Below are 20,058 nucleotides of genomic sequence, written 5' to 3' on the forward strand. Positions count from 1 at the left end.
CCCGACCGGTTCGGTAACGCCGGGATGCGTCCACTCGATCACTCCCCGACTACCCCGGAAATGCCGGTAGCTTTGTGGGGTGCCGGACTCCCATCTGCCCCCAGTCGAAGAGCTTCTCAGCGCCGCCGTCACCGCTCTCGGAGGGAGCGAGCGGGCCGGTCAGATCGAGATGGTGCGGGCGGTCCAGCGGGCCATCGACACCGAGGAGCACGTGGCCGTCCAGGCGGGCACCGGCACCGGCAAGTCGCTGGCCTACCTCGTGCCCTCGATCCGCCACGCCATGGGCACCGACTCCCCCGTCGTCGTCTCCACCGCCACCATCGCGCTGCAGCGCCAGCTCGTCGACCGCGACCTGCCCCGGCTGGCCGAGACGCTGGCCAAGGAGCTGCCCCACGAGCCGTCGTTCGCGATACTCAAGGGCCGGCGCAACTACCTGTGCCGCTACAAGGCCACCGCCGGCTGGCCGGAGGAGGACGAGCAGGACCAGCTCTTCGACCCGCGCGAGGTCAGCGCCACCGGCCGGATGGTCCAGCGCATCCAGGAATGGGCGGAGGAGACCGAGACCGGCGACCGCGACGAGCTCGTGCCCGGCGTCAGCGAGCAGGCCTGGCGGCAGTTCTCGGTGAGCGCCCAGGAGTGCCTGGGCGCCCAGCGCTGCCCGAGCGGCGCCGAGTGCTTCGCCGAGATGGCCAGGGCCCGCGCCGGCGAGGTCGACGTCGTGGTCACCAACCACGCGCTGCTGGCCATCGACGCCATGGGCGAGATCCCGGTGCTGCCCGAGCACGAGGTCGTCGTCGTGGACGAGGCCCACGAACTGGTCGACCGGGTCACCTCCGTGGTCACCTCCGAGCTGTCGGAGGCGTCGGTCTCGCTGGCGGTGCGCCGCGTGGCCCGCCTGATCGACCAGCCGGTCTCCGACCAGCTCATGGAGGCGGGCGAGGATCTCAAGGCGCTGCTGGCCGCGGCGCCCGCCGGCCGTATCGACGAACTGCCCGAGGTGCTCGGCCTGACGCTCGCGCTCGTGCGCGACTCGGCCGCACGGTGCGTGACCGCGATGGGCCCGCGCGGCGCCGACAAGGACGACCCGGAGCGCGCCGGGCAGCGCAAGGCCGCGTTCAACGCGCTCGACGAGGTCCACGACACCGCCGTACGCATGCTGGAGGCCTACGGCCACGCCGGCGAGGAGGACCGCGCCGAGGTCGTCTGGCTGGAGGACGGCAACGACCGCCGCCCGCCCGTCCTGCGCGTCGCGCCGCTCAACGTCGGCGGCATGCTGCGCGACAAGCTCTTCGGCGAGCGCACGGTCGTGCTCACCTCCGCCACGCTCGCGCTCGGCGGCACGTTCGACGGCATGGCGCGGCAGTGGGGCCTGACCGACGACAAGGGCTGGAACGGCCTGGACGTCGGCTCCCCCTTCGACCACCCGCGCGCCGGAATCCTCTACGTCGCCAAGCACCTGCCGCAGCCCGGCCGCGACGGCCTGCCGCAGCAGTACCTCGACGAGATCACCGAGCTGATCGAGGCGGCCGGCGGGCGCACGCTGGGCCTGTTCTCCTCTATGCGCGCCGCCAAGGCCGCCACCGAGGCGCTCAGGGAGCGGCTGGACGTGCCGCTGCTGTGCCAGGGGGACGACTCGACGATGCTGCTGGTGAAGCAGTTCGCGGAGTCCGAGCCGACCTGCCTGTTCGGGACCCTGTCGCTGTGGCAGGGCGTCGACGTGCCCGGCCCTTCGCTGCGGCTGGTCATCATCGACCGCGTGCCGTTCCCGCGGCCTGACGACCCGCTGACCTCGGCCCGCCAGCGCCACGTGCAGGCGCGCGGCGGCAACGGCTTCATGACGGTGGCGGCCACGCACGCGGCCCTGCTGCTCGCGCAGGGCACGGGGCGGCTGCTGCGCTCCATGGACGACAAGGGCGTGGTGGCGGTCCTCGACCCACGCCTGGCCACCGCCCGCTACAGCGGCTTCCTCCTCGGCTCGCTTCCCCCGTTCTGGCGCACCACCGACCCGGCCGTCCCCCGTGCCGCCCTCAAGCGCCTCTCCGGCGCGTAGCTCTCTTCCCGCGGTCGCGCGCCTTAGGGCTCTGTGATCCGTTACGGCGAGCCGCCCCACCCGCCACCCGCCGACGTGCGCGGGCGCCGATCGGGGGGATCGCTTCTCACGTCGGACGGGCCGACCACCGTCACGGCGCCCTCCTGGCCCGCGCCAGGGCACCCCACGCTCCTGGCCCGCGCCAGGGCACCAAAGACACGCGCCGCAGCGTTACGCGCACAGACGAGGCGCATCGTGCCAGGTCCCGAAAGGCGGCCAGGCGCGTGTCAACGGGCGCCGTTGCGGTGGGGACCACGTCCGACGTGAGAAGCGATCCCCCCGATCGGCGCCCGCGCGGGTCGGCGGGTGGCGTGGGAGCGGCTCGCCGTAACGGATGAAAGCCCTGAAACGGATGGAAGCCCTGAAGTGGAAGAGAGGGTGTGGTGGCGGGGTCCGCCCCGACTCCGCCACCACGTTCCCTCGGTCAGCACGGGTCGAGTCAGGCACGTCGCCGTGCTCTGCCCCTCCGGTCCCGACGGGAAGTGAGCCTAGGAGACGGCGCTTTTGATTGGCTTTTTCGCCCTACGACCAGGGGGTCAGGTCGGGGCGTTTCGGGAGGACGCCATCGCCTGAGCTGGTTCCGCGCAGGCGGCGGGTGACCCAGGGCATCAGGTGCTCCCTGAGCCACTGGGCGTCCTCGCGCCGCTTGGCACGGGGGTCCAGGGCGCGCTCCGGCCACTCCTTCTGCCACGACTCGTCGAACGGCACCCCGAGCACGTCCAGGACCCGGGCGGCGACCAGGCGGTGGCCGTCCTCGTTCATGTGGAGGCGGTCGGCGCTCCATGCCCGCCAGTCGCGCAGCCCCTGCATGGACCACTGGTCGACCAGGCGGCAGCCGTACAGGTCGGAGATGGAGCGTATGTGCAGGTAGAAGACGGCGAACTTGCCGCGCATGTGGCGCATCAGCGGGGTGTCGCGCGGGTCGACGCCGGTGAACAGCAGGACGTCGGCGCCGGCGGCGCGCAGGGTGCGGGCGGCGGCGGCGAGCTTCTTGGCCATCGTGTCGGGGTCGCTGCCGGGGCGCAGCAGGTCGTTGCCGCCCGCGCACAGGCTCACCAGGTCGGGGGCCATCTCGGCGGCGACCGGGACCTGCTCGGCGACGATCTGGTCGATCAGCCTGCCGCGGACGGCGAGGTTGGCGTACCGGAAGGCGGGGTTGTCCACGGCGAGGCGCTCGGCCACCCGGTCGGCCCAGCCGCGGTAGTGGCCGTTGGCGCCGGGGTCGTTCAGGCCTTCGGTGAAGCTGTCGCCGAGCGCGACGAAAGAGCCGTAGTGCCGCATTACTTGCTTGCCATCTCCATGATCGCGTGCAGGGCGAGGACGTAGGAGCGTAGCCCGAACCCGGCGATCGTGCCGGTCGCCACACCGGCCACCACCGAGTTGTGGCGGAACTCCTCCCGCGCCGCGGGATTGGAGATGTGCACCTCGACCAGCGGCGCGGTGCGCTGGGCGATCGCGTCGCGCAGACCGTAGGAGTAGTGGGTGAACGCGGCCGGGTTGAGCACCACCGGGATCTTGCCGTCGGCGGCCTCGTGGATCCAGCCGATCATCGTGGCCTCGTCGTCGGTCTGGCGTACCTCGACCTCGACGCCGAGCTCGCGGCCGGTGGCCCGGCACAGCTCGGTCAGGTCGGCGAAGGTCTCGGCGCCGTAGACGTCGGGCTCGCGGGTGCCGAGGCGGCGCAGGTTGGGGCCGTTGAGCACGTAGATCATCGTGCGATCTCCTTGTACGCCGCCGCCAGCAGTTCCTCGGCAGGATCCTCCAGGCGGCCCGGCTTGGCCAGGCCGTCCAGGACGACGAAGCGCTGCTTGGCGCCGCGGTTCTTCTTGTCCATGCGCATGTGCTCGCGCAGCTCCGGCCAGGCGTCGGCGCGGTAGGAGGTCGGCAGGCCCACCGAGGTGAGGATGCTCCTGGTCCGCTCGACGAGGTCGGCCCGGCCCGACAGCCGCGACAGCTCGGCGGCGTACGTCATGCCGATGGCCACGGCCTCGCCGTGCCGCATGAGGTAGTGCTCGTGCCGCTCGATGGCGTGGGCCAGCGTGTGGCCGTAGTTGAGGATCTCGCGCAGGCCCGCCTCGCGCAGGTCGGCGCCGACGACGTCAGCCTTGACCTGGATCTTGCGCTCGATGAGCTCGCGGGTGTGCTCGCCCTCGGGCCGCGTGGCCGCGTCGGGGTCGTCCTCGATCAGCATGAGGATCGTCGGGTCGGCGATGAACCCGCCCTTGATGACCTCGGCCAGGCCGGCCACGTAGTCGGCGCGGGGCATCGACGGCAGCGTCGCCAGGTCGCACAGCACGCCGGCGGGCGGCAGGAAGGTGCCGACGAGGTTCTTGCCCTCGGGGGTGTCGATGCCGTTCTTGCCGCCGACCGCGGCGTCGACCATGGCCAGCAGCGTCGTCGGCACGAGCACGACCTTGATGCCGCGCAGCCACGTGCCCGCGACGAACCCGGCCAGGTCGGTGGTCGCGCCGCCGCCCACGCCGACGACCGCGTCGGAGCGGGTGACGCCGTAGCGGCCGAGCGCCGACCACAGCCCGGCGGCCACCTCGACGCTCTTGGCCCTCTCGCCGTCGGGCACCGGCAGCTCGACCACGTCGTAGCCGGCGTCGGTCAGCGCCTCGCAGACCGGACGGGAGATCTCGGGCAGCGTCGAGGGGTGCACGACCGCGACCGTGCGCACGCCCTCGCCCAGCAGGCCGGGCAGCTCGCCCAGCACGCCGGTGCCGATGACGACGTCGTACGGGCTGTCGCCCTTGACGGTGATCCTTCCGACGCTCATGCCCCGAGCCCCTTCGCGATCTCCTCGACGAGCTCGGCGGGCTCGCGCCCGTCGGTGGCGACCGTGAGGACGGCCAGCCGCTCGTAGATCGGGCGCCGGGCCTCCATGAGCTTCTTCAGCTGGCTGCGCGGGTTGAGCACCAGCAGCGGCCTGGCCGAGGCGAGCCCGACCCGCTGGACCGCGTCGGTCAGCCCCACCTGGAGGTAGACGACCAGGTGGCCGGCGAGCAGCTCCTGGGTGTCCTCGCGCAGGATGGCGCCGCCGCCCAGCGCCAGCACGCCGTCGTGCTCGGCCAGCGCCTCGCGTACGGCCTCGAACTCCAGCTCGCGGAAGCGCTCCTCGCCGTCCTCGATGAAGATGTCGCTGACCGGCTTGCCGGCGACCGCCTCGACGTCGGCGTCGGTGTCGCGGTAGGCGACCCCGAGCTTGTCGGCCAGCATCCGGCCGAGAGTGGACTTCCCGGACCCGGGCGGCCCGATGAGTACGGCGCGGCTCATTTGATCACCATCGACGACAGGTATCCGGACAGGTTGCGGGCGACCTCCTCGACGGAGTCGCCGCCGAACTTCTCGAGCGCCGCGTCGGCCAGCACCAGCGCGACCATGGCCTCGGCCACGATGCCGGCGGCCGGGACCGCGCAGACGTCGGAGCGCTCGTGGTGGGCCTTGGCCGCCTCGCCGGTCAGGACGTCGATGGTGGCCAGCGCCCTCGGGACGGTGGAGATCGGCTTCATCGCGGCGCTGACCCGCAGGATCTCGCCGTTGGACATGCCGCCCTCCACGCCGCCCGCGCGGTTGGTGATGCGCTTGACGCCGTCTTCGGTGGTGTACTCGATCTCGTCGTGGGCGCGGGATCCCGGACGGCGGGCGGTCTCGAAGCCGTCGCCGACCGCGACACCCTTGATGGCCTGGATGCCCATGAGCGCCCCGGCCAGGCGGGAGTCGAGGCGGCGGTCCCAGTGGGTGTAACTGCCCAGGCCGGGCGGCAGGCCGTACGCGAGAACCTCGACGACGCCGCCGAGCGTGTCGCCGTCCTTGTGCGCCTGGTCGATGACGGCGACCATCGCGGCGCTGCCCTCGGTGTCGGAGCAGCGGACCGGGTCGTCGTCGATGCGCTGGAGGTCGCCGGGGCCGGGCAGGATCTCGGCCGGGGTGCGCGCGCCGCCGATCTCGGTGACATGGCTGACGATGTCGACGCCGAGCGCCTGCTTGAGGAAGCGCCTGGCGACCTCGCCGAGCGCGACCCGGGCGGCGGTCTCGCGGGCGCTGGCCCGGTCGAGGACGTTGCGGGCGTCGTCGAAGCCGTACTTCTGCATGCCGGCCAGGTCGGCGTGGCCGGGGCGGGGGCGCGAGCGGGGCGCGTTGCGCGCCATGCCCTCCAGCTCGGCCGGGTCGACCGGGTCGGCCGCCATGACCTTCTCCCACTTGGGCCACTCGGTGTTGCCGACGCGGATGGCGACGGGGCTGCCCATGGTGCGGCCGTGGCGTACGCCGCCGGCGATCGTCACCTCGTCCTGCTCGAACTTCATCCGGGCGCCGCGCCCATAGCCGAGACGGCGGCGGCGCAGCGCCTCGTCGATGGCGGCCGTGGTCACCTCGACCCCGGCCGGCAGGCCCTCCAGGATGGCAACGAGTTCGGGGCCGTGGGACTCTCCGGCGGTCAACCAGCGCAACATGCCCCCAAGTCTTCCATGCGTGGCAGTGTGCTGATGTCGGTGTTCAGTTGCCGAGACAGAGCGCGCCGAGCGCCCCGAGCAGCATGAACGGCCCGAACGGGAACTGGGTGTCGCGCCCGCCCCGTTTGGTGGCCAGCAGCCAGACCGCGTAGAGGGCACCGAGGAGCTGCCCGCCGAGCGCCGCGGCCACCCACTGCTCCCAGCCGAGCGCGCCCGCCGCCATGCCGATCAGCCCGGCCAGCTTGACGTCGCCGAGGCCCATGGCGGTCGGTCTGACGAACCACAGCACGCCGTACAGGAAGGCCAGCGCGACCCCGCCCAGCAGGGCCCGCGCCACCTCGCCGGTGGGTACCAGCGTGAGCGCCAGCAGCGGATAGGCGGGCAGCGTGAGCACGTCGGGCAGCCGCGAGGTACGCCAGTCGACGACCGCCAGCGCGATCCCGACGAGCACGAAGAAGAGGTACGGCAGGCCCGCCCGCCAGACCACCAGCGCGCAGATCGCGGCACCGGCCAGCTCGTACCAGGGCGGGAACCGGTACCGCGGCCACCGCGCCAGCGCCCGCCTGGCCTCGGCCCGCGTGTCGGCCGGCTCGGCCTCGAACCCATCGGCCATCGCCCGCACGTACCCGCCCCAGAGCAGCCCGGCGAGCGCACTCGCCGCGATGAGGAGGCCGCCCACCCCTGGAGCGTAACCACGCGGCCCCGCCCCGCACAGGCGAAAGAACCAGTCCGTACGCACGCGCGAAGGGTCAACCGCCCGCACACCGCAGAGCCACCCTTGGCACCCGCGACAAGCTCAACACGCGGCGACCATCCACCGGCCCCCGAGCGGGGCCATGCGGCTAGTTGCGGCGCCAGGGCCAGCGCAGGCCGCGCTTGGCCGGTTCGAGGCGGGCGACGGTGACACCCTCGGCGGTGTCGCCGGTGGCGATCGCGGCCAGCGCCGCCAGCACCTCGCCCTCGATGACGAAGGACACGGGCCCGGCCACGTCCACCACCACGGCGGCGGCCTTCTCCGCGGCGGCCGCCCGGCACACGTCGAGGGTGCTCACCTGGATCGGCCGCGCGTCGGCCCGCCACAGGGCCAGGGACCGCGCCGAGGTGAAGGCGAGCACCGCCTCCCGCCCGTCCTGGCCGACGAGCTTGGGCAGGGCCATCTCGCTCTCCTTCTCCTGCCTGAGCCCGTGCTCGCCGACCTCGGAGGAGGTCAGCAGCGCCACCACGGGCACCAGCAGCCGCGCCCCGCTCAGCGCCGACAGCACCTGGGCGGCGTCGGCCTCGCCCGCCGCGTAGGCGGACAGCGCGGCGGCGACGGCGGCGTCGGCGCTGCCGTCGTCATCGGGTATGAGGGGCTGCGGAATGCTCGGCACAACCCACGAGGTTACGCCCTGGTGTGCCCTGCCGCCGCAGGGCACAGGCAGGGCGCGGCGGGTTATGCCAGGGCGGGCTTGAGCAGGGTCAGCACCCCGGCGTCGGCGTCGAGGCGGGCGGGCACGCCGACGGGGTAGGTCTGCATGGGCACGTTGTGGCCGATGTCCGCCCCGGCCAGCACCGGCACGCCCAGGTCGCCGAAGCGGTCGGCGAGCAGCCGTTCCACGTCACCCGGGTCGCCGCACTCGGTGAACGTGCCGAGCAGGATCCCGGCCACCCCGTCGGTGTAGGTGGAACGGCGTAGCTGGGTGAAGATGCGGTCGAGGCGGAAGGTGTACTCGTCCACGTCCTCCAGGAACAGGATGGCGCCCTTGGCCGGCAGCGACGTGTCGGTGCCGACGCCGGCGGCCAGCAGGCTCGCGTTGCCACCGACGGTGACGCCTTCCGCCACACCGGGCACGACGGCGCGCGCGCCGGCGAACCTCAGCTCCGTGACGGGCGTGGTGATCATGGCCATGAGCTTGTCGAAGGCGTAGGAGCCCGCGCCCTCGTGGAAGGCGTCGCAGGCCACCATCGGCCCGAAGAAGCTGCCCCACCCGAGCTTGACGGCCACCGCCTCAAGCAGCGCGGTCACGTCGGAGTAGCCCGCCACGACCTTGGGCGCCGCCGGGTCGATCCGCGACCAGTCGACGAGCTCCAGCGTGCGCTGGGCGCCGTAGCCGCCACCCGCCATGAGCACTCCGGCGTACGCGGGGTCGGCCAGCGCCCTGGTGAGGTCGGCGGCGCGCAGGGCGTCGTCACCGGCGAGGTAGTCGAAGCCGGTCCCGGCGGCCCGCGCGGAGTCGAAGACCTCGGGCTCCAGCCCGAACGCCTTGAGCGCCGCGACGCCTCCTGCCAGCTTGGTCTGGTTGCACGGGCTGGAGGCGACGATGACGGCGACCCGGTCGCCGGGGCGCAGGGCGGGCGGGGGGATGAGGCGGTTCACTGAGGTACCTCCGAACAGGCCACGGAATCGGCCGGGGACAGGACGGGCAGATCGATCGTTTCGCATCCGGCGACACGGACGGGACACCTGGGGTGGAAGCGGCACCCCGAGGGCACGCGGGTGGGGTCGGGCGGCTCGCCGGTGAGCACGATCCGCTGGGGCGAGTCGGGCAGGACCGACAGCAGCGCCCGGGTGTAGGGGTGGCGGGGCCTCAGCAGGACGTCCTCGACGGTGCCGGTCTCGACGATCCTGCCCAGGTACATGACCGCGACCCGGTCGGCGATGTTCCAGGCGAGGCCGAGGTCGTGGCTGACCACGAGCGCCGACAGGCCCAGCTCGTCGCGCAGGGACAGGATGAGCTTGAGGATCTCGCCGCGTACGGAGGCGTCCAGCGAGGCCACGGGCTCGTCGGCGACGATCACCGCCGGGTCGAGGGCGAGCGCGCCCGCGATGACCACACGCTGCTGCTGCCCGCCGGACAGCTCGTGCGGGTAGCGGCGGTAGAACTCCTCCGGCGGCCGCAGCCCGGCCTTGGAGAGCGCCTCACGCACCCGCTCAGTCAACCCCTCACCACGCCGACGCCCCTCGCCCTCACCGCCCAGACGCTCCTCGCCCTCACCGCCCAGGCGCCCTTCATACTCGCGGCGCCACGGCGCCTCGTCGGCGCGGAACGACAGCTCGTCGCTGTCGCGGGGTGGAAGCCCCTCAGGGTCGCGGGGCAGCGGCTCTTCGCCCTCGGCGTGCGGCGGGCGTCCGCCGCGGCCACGCTGCCACCCGGTGTCGCCGGTGTGCGGTTGCGGTTCGGGTCTGGTGCGTAGGCGTCGGTTGTTCTCGCCGTGCAGGCGGGGGCCTTCGGCGACGGCGTCGAAGACGTTCTGGCGGGGGTTCAGGGCGCCGCCGGGGTCCTGGAGGACGAGCTGGACGCGGCGCCGGAAGGCGCGCATGCGGCGCGGGTCCAGGGGCTCGCCCTGGTACAGGACCTGGCCCGAGGTGGGGGGTACCAGGCCGACCAGCGCTCTGGCCAGCGTGCTCTTGCCGCAGCCGGACTCGCCGATGAGGGCGACGATCTCGCCGGGCCGTACCTGGAGGTTGACGCCGTCGACGGCGCGCGCGGGCGGGCGGCCGCCGCGGGCGGGGTGGACGACGGTCAGGTCGCGGGCCTCAAGCATGGAGCTCTCCCTCCAGCACGCGCACACACGCCGCGGTCCGCGCGGGTCCGCTCGGCCACAACACGACCTCCCCGGTACGGCAGGCCTCCCCCGCGTCCAGGCACCGGGGCGCGAACGCGCAGCCCGCGCCCAGGTCCCCTCGGGGCGGATCGCCGGCCAGGCCCACCGGGTTGCGGCGGGAGGCGGGGTCGCCGATGGCGGGGAAGGCGCCGGCCAGGGCCCTGGTGTAGGGGTGCCGGGGGTCGCCGATGAGCTCGCGGGCGGGGCCCTGCTCGACGATCCGCCCGCCGTACATGATGGCGAGGGTGTCGCAGAGCTGGGCGAGGACGGACAGGTCGTGACTGATCATGATGACCGCGATGCCGGACTCGCGCACGAGGCCGGACAGGAGGTCCATGATCTGCGCCTGGACCATCACGTCGAGGGCGGTGGTGGGCTCGTCGGCGATGATCAGGTCGGGGCGGCAGGCCAGCGCCATCGCGATCATGATGCGCTGGCGCTGGCCGCCGGAGAACTCGTGCGGGTAGCCGCGCAGCCGCTCGGGCGGTAGCCCGACGCTCTCCATCAGTTCGGCGGCGCGCTGCCTGGCCTGCTTCTGGGTGGTCCTGTCGTGCAGCAGGATCGGCTCGCACAGCTGCTCGCCGACGGTGCGGACCGGGTTGAGCGCGCTCATCGCGCCCTGGAAGACGACCGAGGCGGCCGACCAGCGTACGGCGCGCAGCCGGGCCCAGCGGGCGGTCAGCAGGTTCTCGCCCTTGAAGATCACCTCTCCGCTGACCTGGGCGGTCGCGGGCAGCAGGCGCAGGAGGCCGAGCGCCATCGTGGACTTGCCACAGCCCGACTCGCCGGCCACGCCGAGCGTTCGGCCGGGTTCGAGGGTGAAGCTGACGCCGCGTACGGCGGGCGTACCTCCATAGGCGACGCGCAGGTCGCGGACCTCAAGCATGCTGCACCATCCGGGGGTTGAGCAGGTGTTCCACGGCGCGGCCCGTCAGCGTGAAGCCGAGCACGACGAGCAGGATCGCCAGGCCTGGCGGCATCAGGTACCACCAGGCGCCGGCGGTGACGGCGCCGCCGGAGAAGGCGGTCTGCAGCATCGAGCCCCAGGTCACGCTGGTGGGGTCGCCGAGGCCGAGGAAGGTCAGGGTGGCCTCGGACAGGATGGCCGAGGCGACGGTCAGGGTGCTGGAGACGAGGACGAGCGGCATGACGTTGGGCAGCACGTGCCGGAGCATCACCTGGCGGTTGCCGGCGCCGAGCGCCCTGGCGCGTTCGATGAAGGGCCTGGCCTCCACGGCGAGCGTCTGGGCGCGGACGAGGCGGGCGGTGGCGGTCCAGGAGGTGACGGCGATGGCGATCGTGATGGAGGCGGCGCCCTGGCCGAGTACGGCCGACAGCGAGATGGCCAGCGGGAGGCTGGGCAGGGCGATGAACCAGTCGGTGACGTGCATGAGCGCCTGGCCGATCCGGCCCTGGTAGTGGCCGGCGAGCAGGCCGACGGCGGTGCCGAGCAGGACGGTCAGCGCGGTGGCGATGAGGCCGATGCTCAGCGACTCGCGGCTGCCCCAGATGACCAGGTGGAGGATCGAACGGCCGGCCAGGTCGGTGCCGAGCGGGTAGCCGGCGCTGGGCGGGGCCAGGCGCGGGCCGTCGACCCTGACCACGTCGAGCTGGTCGTCGCCGATGTGCAGCGGGGCGGTCAGGGCCAGCAGGGCGAAGGCGGCCAGCACGCCGATCCCCCAGAGGCCGGAGCGCCTCATTGGACCCGCACCCGGGGGTCGAGGAAGCGGTAGGCGAGGTCGGCCAGCAGGTTCATGAGGATCACGCTCGCGCTGAAGATGATGAAGGTGCCCTGCAGGAGCGGCAGGTCGGGGATCTTGAGTGCCTCGTAGGTGAGGTAGCCGAGGCCGGGCCAGGAGTAGACGGCCTCGACGGTGATGGCCCCGGTCACGAGCGTGCCGAGGTGCATGAAGATCATCGTCACGGAGGGCAGCAGCGCGTTCGGGACCGCGTGCTTCCTGCGCACGTCGGCGTCGGTCAGCCCTTTGGCGCGGGCGGTCAGCAGGTAGGGGCTGCCGAGCTCGTCGATGACGGACGCGCGCATCACCGTCACGTACTGGGCGAAGACCACCAGCACCATCGTCAGGGCGGGCAGCACCAGGTGCCGGGCGACGTCCAGCACGTGCTCGAGGCCGGTGGCGGCCAGCGACGGGTCGCTCATGCCGCCGCTGGGGAACCAGCCGCTGAACAGCACGAGCAGGATCATCCCGAGCCAGAACGTGGGCACCGACCACAACGTCAGCGAGGCGCCGGAGGAGACCTTGTCGAACAGGGTGCCGTGCCGCCAGCCGCTGTGCACGCCCAGCCAGAGCCCGAGCGCGATGGAGATCGCCGCCGCCGCGCCCATGAGCAGCAGCGTCGGCCCGAGGCGCTCGGCCACCAGCGAGGAGACCGACTGCTGGAACTGCCAGGAGAAGCCCAGTTCGCCGCGGAGCGTGTCGCCGGCGAAGGTGAGGAAGCGGTACCAGACCGGCTCGTCCAGGCCGAGCTGGACGCGGATCTGGGCGAGCTGCTCCTCGCTGGTCGGCCGCCCCCTGGTGAGCGTACGCACCGGGTCTGCCGGCATCAGGCTGAAGATCACGAACCCGATGACCAGCGTGACCAGGAAGCTCACCAGGGCCGCGGCGACCTTCTTGCCGAGGTACCTACTCACGGTCGGCCCCGCCCGCGCGGCGGCGCCAGACGAGCACGCCGCCGAGCACCACGGCCACGGCGATCCCGCCGGCGACCCAGGTCATGCCGTTCCCTGAGCGCTCGGCCTTGGCCGCCGTGGTCGCGGTGGCCGGGGCGGCGTTGAGGTAGCTCCAGAAGGCGGTCTGCGACGGGTAGACGCCTTCGGCGTCCGGCTTGCCGAGCGTGAGGCCGGTGACGGTGTCCTTGCGCGCCACGTCCAGGCCGTCGGCGTAGTAGTAGATCTGGTTGACGTTGGCGGCGTAGAGGATCTCCTGCATCTGGCCGATGACCTTGGCCCGCTCGGCCTGGTCGAACGTGGTCAGCTGCTTCTTGAAAAGGTCGTCGAAGGCGGCGTCGCAGAAGAAGGAGTCGGTGTTGCCGCCGGTGCCGTCGTCCTTGGGCAGGGTGCCGCAGCTCTGGATGCCCAGCAGGTACGTGGGGTCGGGCCCGGTGGTCCAGGCGTCCATGAGCAGGTCCCAGTCGCCCTTGGCCAGGTCGCTGTTGAGCGCGCTCATGCTGAGCGACTGGGTCGTCAGCTTGATCCCGATCTCCTTCATCCAGCCCACCACGTAGCCGGAGATGGCGGCGTCGGCCGCGTCGTCGGAGTGGATGCCGAAGCGGAAGGCGAGCGGCCGGCCGCTCTTCGGGTCGGTACGCACGCCGTCGGCGCCCTTGGTGTAGCCGGCCTCGTCGAGCACCCGGTTGGCCTGCGCCGGGTCGTACGGGGTCGGCTGGGCCGGGGTCCAGAACCACTGCGGCCAGGCCGGCGGCAGATAGCCGTGGCCGAGCCGGCCCACGCCGTCGATCACCTTCGTGACCAGCGTCTGCTTGTCGGTGGCCAGCGCGATCGCCTTGCGCAGGGCGGGGTCGCCGAGTGCCGGGTGGCCCGTGCCGATCTTCTTGCCGGACCGGGTGCGGGCGTTGTGGTTGATCTCCAGGCCCATCCAGCCGTTGCCGACCGTCCGGACCGCCGCGATCCGCGGATCCGTCTGGAGGGCCTTGAACTGGGTCGGGTTGACGCCGGCCTTGTAGTCGATCTGGCCGCTGCGCAGCGCCGCCACGGCCGCGTCGCCCGACTTGAAGCTCTGCAGCACCAGGGTGTCGAACTTCGGCGGGCCGAGCACGAACTCCTTGTTCGCGGTGAACTTGGCGTACTGCTCCTGCTTGTACTCCGTCAGCGTCCACGGGCCGTAGCCGACCAGCGGGAAGACGTCGTTCTTGACGTCCTTGAGGTTCTTGGCGAGCGGTTCCCAGACGTGCTTGGGCACGATCGGGATGCCGCTCATCGGGTGGCTCACGTACGGCACGCTCGCCTGCGGCGCCTTCGTCCTGATCACGAGGGTCGCCGGGCCCTCGGCGGTGACCTTCTCGAAGTTGGAGACCAGGGAGCCGTTGGCGGTGCCCGCGACCGCGTCCGTCATGATCAGGTTGAGGGTCCAGGCGGCGTCCTCGGCGGTGATGGGCTTGCCGTCACTCCACTTCAGCCCCTCCCGGATCGTGAACGTCCAGGTGAGCCGGTCCGCCGACGGCTCCCACTTCGTCGCCAGGTACGGGCCCGGCGCGCCGCTGGGGTCCAGGGAGTTCAGCGAGGGGTAGACCATGCCGAACGTCTCCAGGGCGCCGTTGAAGAACGCCAGGAACGGGTTGAGCGTGTCCACGCCCGAGCCGTCCATGGCGGCGCGCAGCACGGTGGACCGCACGGGGGACGCCGCCGCGCCCGCGGGAGCTGCGGGCACGGCGAACGTCAGGGTGAGCGCGCAGAGGACGGCGCCGATCCGTCTCATGGGGGGTGCTCCTTCCGGTCAGGTGTGAGAATGCTGACCAGATGGAGGGACGACCCCAAGATTCGTGCACGCTTGCGTCTCTGAGCGATGAAAACGTGGTGGGTGCCGGGAGGATCAGCCCAGGTCGGCGATGGCGGCCACCGGGCCGCCGCCCGACGGGCCCTGGTGCACCGCGGCCACCGACACGAACACCGCCGGATCGCCCGTCACCGCCGCCGCCACACCTCCCACGGTCGCCTTGATCTGCCGGTGCCAGTGCACGTCGGAGTCGTCGAGCATGATGTTGCGCCGCCCGCGCACCCGGCCCGACGGGTCGGCCTCGCACTTCATGAAGACGTTGACCAGCCGCTCGCCCAGGTCCGACGGATGCGGCCGCTCGGGCAGGTCGAGGCCGCTGTCGCGGATGGCCGCCCAGATGCCGTCGGCGTCGAGGGCGTCCTTCATCACGCTGTGCCCGATGCGGTAGCGCCCGCCGACGCCGCGTACGTTGCCCACGAGGACGATCTGCGCCCGGTCCAGCTCCACGCCCGACGAGCAGGAGGCGACGCTGCTGTAGAGCGACAGGTCGCGGAAGATCTGCTCTTCGGAGGGCATCTCGATCTCGCCGAGCGCCACGGCGATGCCGAGGGCGGTGGTGGCGTTCGACAGGTCCATGGACGGGCCGGTCTCCTCGATCGCGGTGTCCTGGCCGCGGCTCTTGGCGTCGGTGATCGTGGCCAGCGTCAGGAGCGGCGTCTTGGTCTGCACGTAGTGGACGTCCGCCGGGTCGTCGATGCCGGCGATCTTCATGGCCTCGCGTACGCCCGCCGCGACCTTCTCCACCATGGCCGGGCGGCCGATGTCCTCGGGCAGGATCACCTCGCTCATGGCCACGCCCACCGACAGGCGCGGCTCGTCGGAGGCGGGCGCGGCCGCGGTCGTGGCGAAGATCGTGGCGTGCGGGCTCAGCACCCCGTCGGTGCCGCCCGACCACACCAGCGGCACCGAGTCCGGCGCCGGGTGCCCGTGCCTTTCCAGCACCTCGCGGAAGGCCCGGTCGGCCAGGATCCGGGTGTAGTCGTTCACGCCGCCGTTGCCCTCGGTCTTGCCCACGACCGCGAGCACCCGGGGCGCCTCGATCACCCCGTCCGCGATCAGCTGTTCGAGCCCGGAGGCGTCCGTCACGCTCTCGATCGGCACTTTGCGTACCTCGATCGGGTCCGGCATCTATTGCCCCTTCTCCACTTGTGTACCGACATCTCCGTCCAGGGCGGCGGCGATCTCGGGGAGCGAGGTGATCACCGCTCGTTCCCCTCCCGCCGCGACGAAGCGCAGCGCCGCCTCCACTTTCGGTCCCATGCTCCCCCCGGCGAAGTGCCCGGCGGCGTGCAGGACACGCAACTCCGGCACGGAAATCCGGCCGATCGGGCGCGGGTCGGGCCCGCCGTACCCGATCATGGCGTGCGGCACGTCCGTCGCGATGATCAGCACCTTCGCCCGTACGGCCCGCGCCAGCAGCGCCGCCGCCAGATCCTTGTCGATCACCGCCTCGACGCCGGTCAGGGCGCCGCCCGGCTGCCGTACCACCGGCACTCCCCCGCCGCCCGCGGCCACGACCGTGAACCCGGCGTCCATGAGCGTGGTCACCGCGCCCGCGTCGAGGATCTCCAGCGGTTCCGGCGAGGCCACGACCCGGCGCCATCCCCGGGTGAAGCTCCGCCACGTCTGGCCGAGCTTCTCGAAGCGCCGCGCCTCGTCCTCGGTGAAGTAGCGGCCGATCGGCTTGACCGGCTCGGCGAAGCCCGGGTCGGCGGGGTCGACCAGCGTCCTGGTGACGACGGTGGCGACGCGGGAACCGAGCGCGTTCATGATCAGGGCGCCGATCGTGGCCTGGGTCTGCGCGCCGCACCAGTCGAGCGGCACGGGCGGCACCACGGCCGCGGCGAGCTGGTTCTTCAGCAGCAGGTTGCCCACCTGGGGACCGTTGCCGTGGGTGAGGATCACCCGGTGGCCGGCCTCCAGCAGCGTGCGCACGTGCCGCATCGCCTCCTCGACCGCCGCGCGCTGGTGATCGGGCGCCGCGCTGCCGTCCGGGGCGGTCATGGCGTTGCCGCCGAGTGCGATGAGTAGCCGTTCCCCCACGCAGGCGACGCTAGCCGAGTCGCTCGGCGCCGTTCATGGGCAATGTCTGCCGACGTCGTGATGAGATGTACGGCATGGCGGACACTCCTCGTTCGTTCCAGGATCTCGTACGCCGCCGCCAGAAAGCCGACTTCATCGGCAGAGACGGCGAACTCGCCCACTTCCGGGTGAACCTCACCCGGCCGCCCGGAGAGCGCAGGCTGCTGTTCTCCATCCACGGGGCCGGCGGCGTGGGCAAGACCTCCCTGCTCGGCCGGCTGCGCGAGGTCGCCGCCGAACTCGGCTGGCTGACCGCCGGGGCCGACGAGAGCTGTTACGACGCCGTGGAGGTCATGGCGGCGCTGGCCGTACAGCTGGAGGAGCAGGACGCGAAGCTCAGGCGCTTCACCCAGCAGCACGCCGCCCAGCGCAAGCGCAGGCCCGAGGGCGAGCCGCCCGCCGGCGACGTGGCCGGCGCCCTCACCAGAACCGCGACGGAGCTGACCACCGGCGTGGTGAACACGCTCGTCCCCGGCGCCGAGCTGATCACCAAGGCGGTCGACCCCGAGCGGGTCAACCAACTGCGCCTGGCCACCGCCGACAAGCTGCGCGGCCGCCCGCCCACCGGCGAACTCACCCCCGCCTTCCTGGAGGGCCTGCGCGAACTGCGCCGCCCGCTGGCGCTGTTCCTGGACGCCTACGAGGTCACGGACGCCTACCTGGACGACTGGCTGCGCGCCGTCTTCACCGGCCGGTACGGCGAGGCCCCCGCCGACCTGATCATCACCATCGCCGGACGCCGCCCGCTCGACCCGATCCGCTGGGACCCCTACCTGGGCGTCGTGGCCGAGATGCCGCTCACGCCGTTCACCGAGGTCGAGGTCAGGCAGTTGCTGGCGCAGCTGGGCGTCGTGGACGAGCCCGCCGTCGAGGCCATCTGCCGCGAGAGCGGCGGCCTGCCGCTGGCCGTCGCCATGCTCAGCCGGCAGCACCGGAGCGGCGGCGAGCGTCCCCGCGCGGAGGGCGACGCGCGCCTCGACCCGTCGAGCGGCCTGGTCGAACGCTTCCTGAAGTGGGAGCGGGACCCGGCCAGGCGCGCCCTCGCCCTGGACGCCGCGCTGCCGCGCCGCCTCGACGAGGACATCGTGGCGGCGCTGACCGGCGAGAACGCCGCCGAGCTGTACACGTGGCTGCACGCCCAGGACTTCCTGACCCGCCAGGGCGGCACCTGCCGCTACCACGACACCGTGCGCCGCCCGATGATCGGCCTCAGCCGCAGCCGCTCCCCGCAGCGCTGGGCGCAACTGCACGCCAAGCTGGCCGCCGTCTACCGCGAGCGGCGCACCGTGCCGATGGAGGAGGCGTGGGGCGACGAGCGGGCGGAGGGCTGGCTGCTGGAGGAGTGCTACCACCGCGCCTGCGCCGCCCCCGCCGCCGCGCTGCCCGGCCTGCTGACGGTGGGGGTGGCGGCGTGCGCGCACGGCGTCCCGCACGCGCGCCGGTGGGCCGAGACCCTCGCGGCAGCCGGGGTGGACGCCGACGCGGCCCGGCTGGCCGCGCTGGGACGGGAGCTGCGGGACAGCGTGCCGGAGGGCTGCGACCTGAGCGCCTTCGCCGACCTGCTGCTGCGCCGGCGGGAGTTGCCCGCGGAGCAGCGCAAGCACGTCCACCGGCTGCGCGGGCGCGAACACCGCTACGCGGGACGCTACGAGCAGGCCCTGGCCGACTACGACCGCGCGATCGAGCTCGACCCCGGCCACGCCAAGGCGCTGGCCGGGCGGGCCGAGACCTTAAGGCTCGCCCGCCGCCACGAGGAGGCGCTGGCCTGCTTCGACCGGGCGCTGGAGCTCGCGCCGGAGAACCGGCTCGTCTCCCTCGGCAGGGCCTACACCCTGGAGTCCCTGGAGCGCCACGAGGAGGCCCGCGCGGCGCTCGACCTGCTGATCGCGGCCGAGCCGGGCGACGCGGGGGCGCTGAAGGCGCGGGGGCGGTTCTTCCTGCTGCGTGACCGGCTGGATGAAGCCCTGGCCGACCTCGACCTGGCCATCGGGCTCGATCCCTCCTCGTGCGCGGCGCTGACCCACCGGGCGTTCATCCACCTGACGCGCGAGCGTCGCGCGGACGCGCTGGCCGACCTCGACCGGGCGCTGGCGCTGGTGCCCGACGACGTGCTCGCGCTGACCGTGCGGGGACGGGCCCGCTGGCTCACGAACGATCCGGACGCCGCCCTGGCCGACCTGGACCGCGCGCTCGCGCTGGAGCCGGACGACGCCTGGGCCCTGGCCCACCGCGGCGTCGTCCAGCAGGACCTCGGCCGCCACGCGGAGGCGGTCGCCGACCTGTCGCGGGCCGTGGAGTTCGAGCCCGGCCACGCCTGGGCGATCGCCTCGCGCGGCGAGAGCCACGAGGCGCTCGGGCGGACCGAGGAGGCCCTGGCCGACCTCGATCGCGCCATCGAGCTGGCCCCGCGCTACGCCTGGGCGCTGTGCAGGCGGGGGAGCATCCGGCTGGGTCGCGGGGAGTACGAGCGGGCGCTGGCCGACTTCACCCGCGCGACCGGCCTGGTGCCCCGCTACGAGGTGGCGCTGGCCGGGCGGAGCCGGGCGCTCACGCTGCTCGGCCGGTGGGAGGAGGCGCTGGAGGACCAGCGTCTGGCCATGGAGATCGTGCGGGAGCAGGCGTCGGTAGAGTCACCGCATGATGCGTGAGACCACTGCGAACGGGTTGAAAATCGTCTATCGGGAGGAAGGCCCGGCCGACGCTCCCCTCATGGTGCTGATCCACGGCAGGACCGCCAACCACAACGACTGGAACGGCATCATCCAGCACTTCGCCAGGCACTACCACGTGCTGGCTCCCGACCTGCGCGGGCATGGCGACAGCGCGTACCCGGGCGACTACGCGCTGCCGGACATGGCCGGCGACGTCGCCGCCCTGCTCGACGGGCGCAAGGCCGTGATCGTGGGGCACTCTCTGGGGGCGATGGTCGCCTTCCACCTGGCGATGCGCCATCCCGAGCTGGTGGAGCGCCTCGTGCTGGAGGATCCGGGCGCGCCCCTGCCCATGACCGGGCGGGCCGCGCCCGTCCGCGACGACTCCACCGGGTTCGACTGGGAGATGGTGTTCCAGACCGAGCGGCAGTTCGTGGACCCGGACCCGGCGTGGGCCGAAGGGCTCACGCGGCTGGCCGTGCCGGCGCTGGTGCTGTCGGGCGGGCCGAGCAGCCAGATCAGGGCCGAGCCCGTGGCCGAGCTCATCCCGGGCGCCGAACTGGTCACGATCGACGTCGGCCACCTGATCCACAGGGACGCGCGCGCCGCCTTCCTGGAGGCCGTCGAGGAGTTCCTGGACGCCTGATCGTAGAGTGCTGAGG

The 20,058-nt window shown here is 72.7% G+C and carries 18 protein-coding genes; 3 read left to right on the plus strand and 15 right to left on the minus strand.

Annotation, left to right across the window (positions count from 1 at the left end; genetic code table 11):
* Positions 1 to 79 precede the first annotated feature (79 nt).
* Complete coding sequence (locus ACFWY5_RS26305) at positions 80 to 2,050, plus strand: ATP-dependent DNA helicase (protein WP_379634976.1); 1,971 nt, start codon at positions 80 to 82, stop codon at positions 2,048 to 2,050.
* A 561-nt stretch (positions 2,051 to 2,611) separates the two neighbouring features.
* Here ACFWY5_RS26305 and ACFWY5_RS26310 read toward each other — a convergent pair.
* From ACFWY5_RS26310 to ACFWY5_RS26380, 15 genes are all read right to left on the minus strand, one after another.
* On the minus strand, positions 2,612 to 3,370 hold the full coding sequence (locus ACFWY5_RS26310; RefSeq protein WP_379618760.1) for an SGNH/GDSL hydrolase family protein: 759 nt from the start codon (positions 3,368 to 3,370) through the stop codon (positions 2,612 to 2,614).
* Positions 3,370 to 3,801, minus strand: coding sequence for a type II 3-dehydroquinate dehydratase (gene aroQ / locus ACFWY5_RS26315; protein ID WP_379618758.1), 432 nt, complete (start codon positions 3,799 to 3,801; stop codon positions 3,370 to 3,372). Before aroQ ends, ACFWY5_RS26310 begins: the two co-directional genes overlap by 1 nt.
* Positions 3,798 to 4,868, minus strand: coding sequence for a 3-dehydroquinate synthase (aroB, locus tag ACFWY5_RS26320; RefSeq protein WP_379634978.1), 1,071 nt, complete (start codon positions 4,866 to 4,868; stop codon positions 3,798 to 3,800). Before aroB ends, aroQ begins: the two co-directional genes overlap by 4 nt.
* Positions 4,865 to 5,365: a shikimate kinase gene (locus ACFWY5_RS26325; protein WP_379634981.1), complete on the minus strand. Its 501-nt coding sequence runs from the start codon at positions 5,363 to 5,365 to the stop codon at positions 4,865 to 4,867. Before ACFWY5_RS26325 ends, aroB begins: the two co-directional genes overlap by 4 nt.
* The gene (gene aroC / locus ACFWY5_RS26330; RefSeq protein WP_379618752.1) at positions 5,362 to 6,543 is read right to left on the minus strand and encodes a chorismate synthase; all 1,182 of its coding nucleotides are present in this window, start codon (positions 6,541 to 6,543) and stop codon (positions 5,362 to 5,364) included. Before aroC ends, ACFWY5_RS26325 begins: the two co-directional genes overlap by 4 nt.
* A gap of 43 nt (positions 6,544 to 6,586) precedes the next feature.
* Positions 6,587 to 7,222 (minus strand): prepilin peptidase, encoded by a 636-nt coding sequence (locus ACFWY5_RS26335; protein ID WP_379618750.1) that lies wholly within the window; start codon positions 7,220 to 7,222, stop codon positions 6,587 to 6,589.
* 163 nt (positions 7,223 to 7,385) lie between these two features.
* The gene (locus tag ACFWY5_RS26340; RefSeq protein WP_379634983.1) at positions 7,386 to 7,913 is read right to left on the minus strand and encodes an SseB family protein; all 528 of its coding nucleotides are present in this window, start codon (positions 7,911 to 7,913) and stop codon (positions 7,386 to 7,388) included.
* 62 nt (positions 7,914 to 7,975) lie between these two features.
* Positions 7,976 to 8,899 carry an LD-carboxypeptidase gene (locus ACFWY5_RS26345; protein ID WP_379618746.1) on the minus strand — a complete coding sequence of 308 codons (924 nt, stop codon included), beginning with the start codon at positions 8,897 to 8,899 and terminating at the stop codon, positions 7,976 to 7,978.
* Positions 8,896 to 10,068, minus strand: a complete 1,173-nt coding sequence (locus ACFWY5_RS26350; RefSeq protein ID WP_379634985.1) for an ABC transporter ATP-binding protein — start codon at positions 10,066 to 10,068, stop codon at positions 8,896 to 8,898. Before ACFWY5_RS26350 ends, ACFWY5_RS26345 begins: the two co-directional genes overlap by 4 nt.
* Positions 10,061 to 11,014, minus strand: a complete 954-nt coding sequence (locus ACFWY5_RS26355; protein ID WP_379634987.1) for an ABC transporter ATP-binding protein — start codon at positions 11,012 to 11,014, stop codon at positions 10,061 to 10,063. Before ACFWY5_RS26355 ends, ACFWY5_RS26350 begins: the two co-directional genes overlap by 8 nt.
* Positions 11,007 to 11,828 (minus strand): ABC transporter permease, encoded by an 822-nt coding sequence (locus ACFWY5_RS26360; protein WP_379618740.1) that lies wholly within the window; start codon positions 11,826 to 11,828, stop codon positions 11,007 to 11,009. Before ACFWY5_RS26360 ends, ACFWY5_RS26355 begins: the two co-directional genes overlap by 8 nt.
* Positions 11,825 to 12,781 carry an ABC transporter permease gene (locus tag ACFWY5_RS26365; RefSeq protein WP_379618738.1) on the minus strand — a complete coding sequence of 319 codons (957 nt, stop codon included), beginning with the start codon at positions 12,779 to 12,781 and terminating at the stop codon, positions 11,825 to 11,827. The genes ACFWY5_RS26360 and ACFWY5_RS26365 overlap by 4 nt, the downstream gene beginning before the upstream one ends.
* Positions 12,774 to 14,585, minus strand: a complete 1,812-nt coding sequence (locus tag ACFWY5_RS26370) for an ABC transporter substrate-binding protein (protein WP_379634989.1) — start codon at positions 14,583 to 14,585, stop codon at positions 12,774 to 12,776. Before ACFWY5_RS26370 ends, ACFWY5_RS26365 begins: the two co-directional genes overlap by 8 nt.
* 114 nt (positions 14,586 to 14,699) lie before the next feature.
* A complete protein-coding gene (locus ACFWY5_RS26375) occupies positions 14,700 to 15,791 on the minus strand; it encodes a ring-opening amidohydrolase (RefSeq protein ID WP_379634991.1) in 1,092 nt (363 codons plus the stop codon).
* The gene (locus ACFWY5_RS26380; RefSeq protein WP_379634993.1) at positions 15,792 to 16,706 is read right to left on the minus strand and encodes a carbamate kinase; all 915 of its coding nucleotides are present in this window, start codon (positions 16,704 to 16,706) and stop codon (positions 15,792 to 15,794) included.
* Between the two features lie 74 nt (positions 16,707 to 16,780).
* On the opposite strand from ACFWY5_RS26380, the gene ACFWY5_RS26385 reads away from it, so the two are divergent.
* Together ACFWY5_RS26385 and ACFWY5_RS26390 are read left to right on the plus strand one after the other, a co-directional pair.
* Positions 16,781 to 19,393 carry a tetratricopeptide repeat protein gene (locus ACFWY5_RS26385; protein WP_379634995.1) on the plus strand — a complete coding sequence of 871 codons (2,613 nt, stop codon included), beginning with the start codon at positions 16,781 to 16,783 and terminating at the stop codon, positions 19,391 to 19,393.
* Positions 19,383 to 20,042: an alpha/beta fold hydrolase gene (locus ACFWY5_RS26390; protein WP_379634997.1), complete on the plus strand. Its 660-nt coding sequence runs from the start codon at positions 19,383 to 19,385 to the stop codon at positions 20,040 to 20,042. The genes ACFWY5_RS26385 and ACFWY5_RS26390 overlap by 11 nt, the downstream gene beginning before the upstream one ends.
* The last annotated feature ends 16 nt before the right edge of the window (positions 20,043 to 20,058 follow it).

Source organism: Nonomuraea sp. NPDC059007 (assembly GCF_042740555.1).
Lineage (GTDB): Bacteria > Actinomycetota > Actinomycetes > Streptosporangiales > Streptosporangiaceae > Nonomuraea.